Origin of the sequence: Streptomyces sp. NPDC005574 (genome assembly GCF_040605435.1) — a bacterium.
Taxonomy (GTDB): Bacteria; Actinomycetota; Actinomycetes; order Streptomycetales; family Streptomycetaceae; genus Streptomyces.
In genome coordinates, this window is sequence record NZ_JBEXCW010000229.1 from 1 (window position 1) to 3,461 (window position 3,461).

2 protein-coding genes are annotated in these 3,461 nt (G+C 65.4%); both read right to left on the bottom strand.

The window, feature by feature from the left end:
- Window positions 1-1,127: IS701 family transposase (locus ABZT03_RS43425; RefSeq protein WP_356049729.1), on the bottom strand; the 1,127-nt coding region annotated here is incomplete at its 3' end.
- Window positions 1,128-1,282: 155 nt separating this feature from the next.
- Window positions 1,283-1,777, bottom strand: a complete 495-nt coding sequence (locus ABZT03_RS43430) for a hypothetical protein (protein WP_356049731.1) — start codon at window positions 1,775-1,777, stop codon at window positions 1,283-1,285.
- Between the last annotated feature and the right edge of the window lie 1,684 nt (window positions 1,778-3,461).

Consider the following 3,461-nt stretch of genomic DNA (forward strand, 5'->3'; position numbering starts at 1 on the left):
GTCTCCTGCGGCACGGCGTCCGGTTCGGGCTCGGGATGGTGGGCGCGTTGGACGGTCAGGAACGCCAGGGCGAGCATGGAGCAGGTGACATGGCGGTGCCAGGAGTTCCAGCGGCGGACCTGGTATTGGCCCAGTCCGGTGATCTGCTTCGCGGTCTCGTTGTTCTCCTCGATCTTCCACCGGACGCCGGCCCGGCGTACGGCCTCGGGCAGCGCGGCCTCGCCGCGGTGATGGACGAGGAAGTAGGCGTACTCGAAGTCGATGCGGCCACCGGCGAGTTGCTTCTTGGCGGTGGAACGGCGGATCAGCAGATGGTGGGCGAAGCCCTCGGCGGGGTCCTGGCCCGGCAGAGTCACCCCGAACCAGGTCCAGTCGTAGTACCGCTGCCCCTTCGAGCCCTCGCCCTGACTACGGCGCTCCCACTGGTCGCGGCGCCCCGCATAGTGCAGCAGGTCGCCGGCGCAGGTGACGGCGGGCTGACGGGGCTTGCCGGGCGGCCCGGCCAGCGGCAGCGTCACCGGGACGGCCAGTACATAGGGCAGGGCGTGGGTATGGAGGAAGGCGCGCAGGGCGGGGTCCTTGCCGTAGTCGGCATCGGCCGCCACCCATGCGAACGGAACCCCCCGCGCCAGTGCCGCCTGCAGCATCGTGATGCCCAGCCCGGGCTTGGTGGCGAAGCCGACTTCCTCGGGCACGCCCGCATCCCGGCGCCGCGGGAGGTCCCCGGCCCAGGCAGCGGGCAGGTACAGGCGCCGGTCGTAGAAGGCGTGCCCGGCCCCGGCGGCGTAGGTGAGCATCACCATCACCTGGCAGTTGCGTACGTCCCCGGTACTGCCGCAGTGCTGGTGGGCCACCCCGACCGACCGGGTCCCCTTCTTGATGACCTGGGTGTCGTCCAGCACCAGAGTGGCCTGCTCGTCGCCGAGGCGGGTGTCGATGTAGTCCTGGACCTCGGACAGCAGCGCGTCCGCATCCCACGACGCCTCCCCGAGGAACTTCTGGATCCGGTGCGGGGTCGCATGCCCCGCACGATCGGCCATCGTCCAGCCGTTCTTCCTGCCCAGGTCCGACAGCAGGCCCTCGACCAGGTCCGCGAACACCTCCCGCGGCTCCGGCCGTGCGAACAAGTGTCCCATCCCAGACGTCAGTTGGGCCAACTCCTCCGCCCAGACGTCAACGTGCTCAGGCGCCACATCAACCAGCATGACCAGACAACGACATCAACGATCAGCAGTCACAAGATCTGAGGCTGTAGTACTTGGCCCAGGGCTTTGAGTCTGGATCAGCCTGTTACTGGGGCCTCAGCCCTCAACTGCTGAAGGAACGATTGGACGATCACGTTGACCATGTGGCCGTGCAGACCAGTGGTATTCGCGAGAAGAAGCTCGTCCATCATGTCGTTCAGCCAGTCGTCGTTCTCGCGGCTGATGCTGTAGTGGTTGGGGGACGCTGAACCGCCTTCCTCCCCCAGGTGACTGTCTCGGAACTCGTCAGCGGCCTCGATGAGATCGGTGACCGAGACGTGTCGTGCCAAGGTGATGGCGGCGTCCAAGTAGTGGCTCGGCTTGAGGTTCCTGAGGACGAGCATGCGCTTGTCGCTGACCATCTGGCGATTCACCGCGATTGCGACCTCGGCGTGAAGCCGGATGTTGCGCTTTGCTGGCTTCGTGCCGGTTCGTGTGGCCTGTGCCTGGCGGTAGCTCCTCGCGAGCTCGATGTACGCGACCGGCAGCCCCTGCACCTTCTCGGCGAGCTGCGGCGGCAGAGCATCGAGCATTCGCTTCTCGGAGAAGCCGCTGGTGGCCGGGAAGGCCGGCCCAGCGGCTCTCCGAAGGGTGACTGCGCCCCCAGACGGGGACTCCTGTCCTCCTGGCACCTCTTGCCCCCAGACGGGCACATCGTCGTCAGCGAGGGGTTCATACCCGAGACGGCGCGTCGGACTTTCAACTGGCGTTTGAGAAGGGATGGGTGTGGCTGCCGCTGGTGAGTCCGAGTCGTCGAGCCGTGTGCTTCCCGCCGCCGGCGCCCTGTTGATCAGAGGCGCGGCCGCGGATTCGTGCTCGGGGTGCGTGCGCGCAGCCGTGAACTCCTCGTGAGCGGCCTCAGGGTGTTCGGGTGAGGCTGCGGGGGCAAGCTCAGACGGCGTGCTGGTGGCGGTCGGCCGATCCTGCATGGGCTCGGCCGGCGCACTGTCCACCAGAGGCGCCGAACCGGTCGTTGCCTGGGGATCGCTGTTGATCTTGGAAAGGGCGCCAGACGCTGAGAGCAAACGAGGCACGCAACCTTGCATGCAGCGATACCTGTATCGAGCACCCCTACGAGCCGATCCAGCCCGTAGGGGTAGGCAGAATCCTGCAACGATCTATGCAACTAGCACCACAACGCTGCAACTATTTCCGCTACCACCGAGGCAACCGACGCTAGATCCATTGATAGCGCCACTTCAATTGCCGACGACAGCTCGCCGTGTCCAACGATCTATGAAACCAACTTCGGCGCTCACCCTCGTTCCAGTCAACCGACTCTCGTTAAATCGAGCTCAGTCGCGAACGAGATGAATTACTGACTATGCAACACGCAAACAATCTCGATAGGTGCGCTGCTTGCTATCTGCGCACCTATCCCGCTTCTCGTCGAACGAATTGCAGCTCCTCCTATCTAGCGAGCGGCAGATCGATGAAGCGACTCGCATAACGAATCATCGGTACTACATTGGCACTTGCCACCAAGCTAGCTTTCGATCTTCCGCCCATGCCCACGAGGTTCAGAACAAACAAATGGACCACTGAACAGCGAAGGCCGCCAACTATGAAGGCAGCCTGCCAACTTACGACGTAGGAACAGCACGGACGATGTTCCACGTCAACGAACCGGCTATCGAGCCCGCGACCTAGACACCGCGCTTTGCGCGCTACTGCGGAGCGGTCCAGCTCTCCCTCAGTTCACCCAACGGACCACCCGTCGACCCGACACCCCACGTGGCCTCCAACGGGACCATCCGCACACGGCACAAGCCGTCGAGCCCGCGACCTAGACACCGCGCTTTGCGCGCTACTGCGGAGCGGTCCAGCTCTCCCTCAGTTCACCCAACGGACCACCCGTCGACCCGACACCCCACGTGGCCTCCAACGGGACCATCCGCACACGGCACAAGCCGTCCTCCCGACCAGGCCACCAGCCACGCAGGCAACCCTCCAGCCACCCGACGCTCCGCAGAGGACGCCACCCGTCGACCCGACACCCCACGTGGCCTCCAACGGGACCATCCGCACACGGCACAAGCCGTCCTCCTGAACCGCCCCGGCGTGTCCGGAGACTCCACTTCGTGAGGAGATGGAGTCCATGTCACGTCCTTCGAGGAACTATCCGGCCGAGCTGCGGGAGCGTGCGGTGCGGCTGGTGGCCGAGGTCCGGCCTGACCATCCGACCGAGTGGGCGGCGATCTGCTCGGTCGCGGAGAA

Coding starts and splice junctions, on each gene's coding strand:
- ABZT03_RS43430 (WP_356049731.1), bottom strand. CDS start 1,777: ATGCTCGATGCTCTGCCGCCGCAGCTCGCCGAGAAGGTGCAGGGGCTG.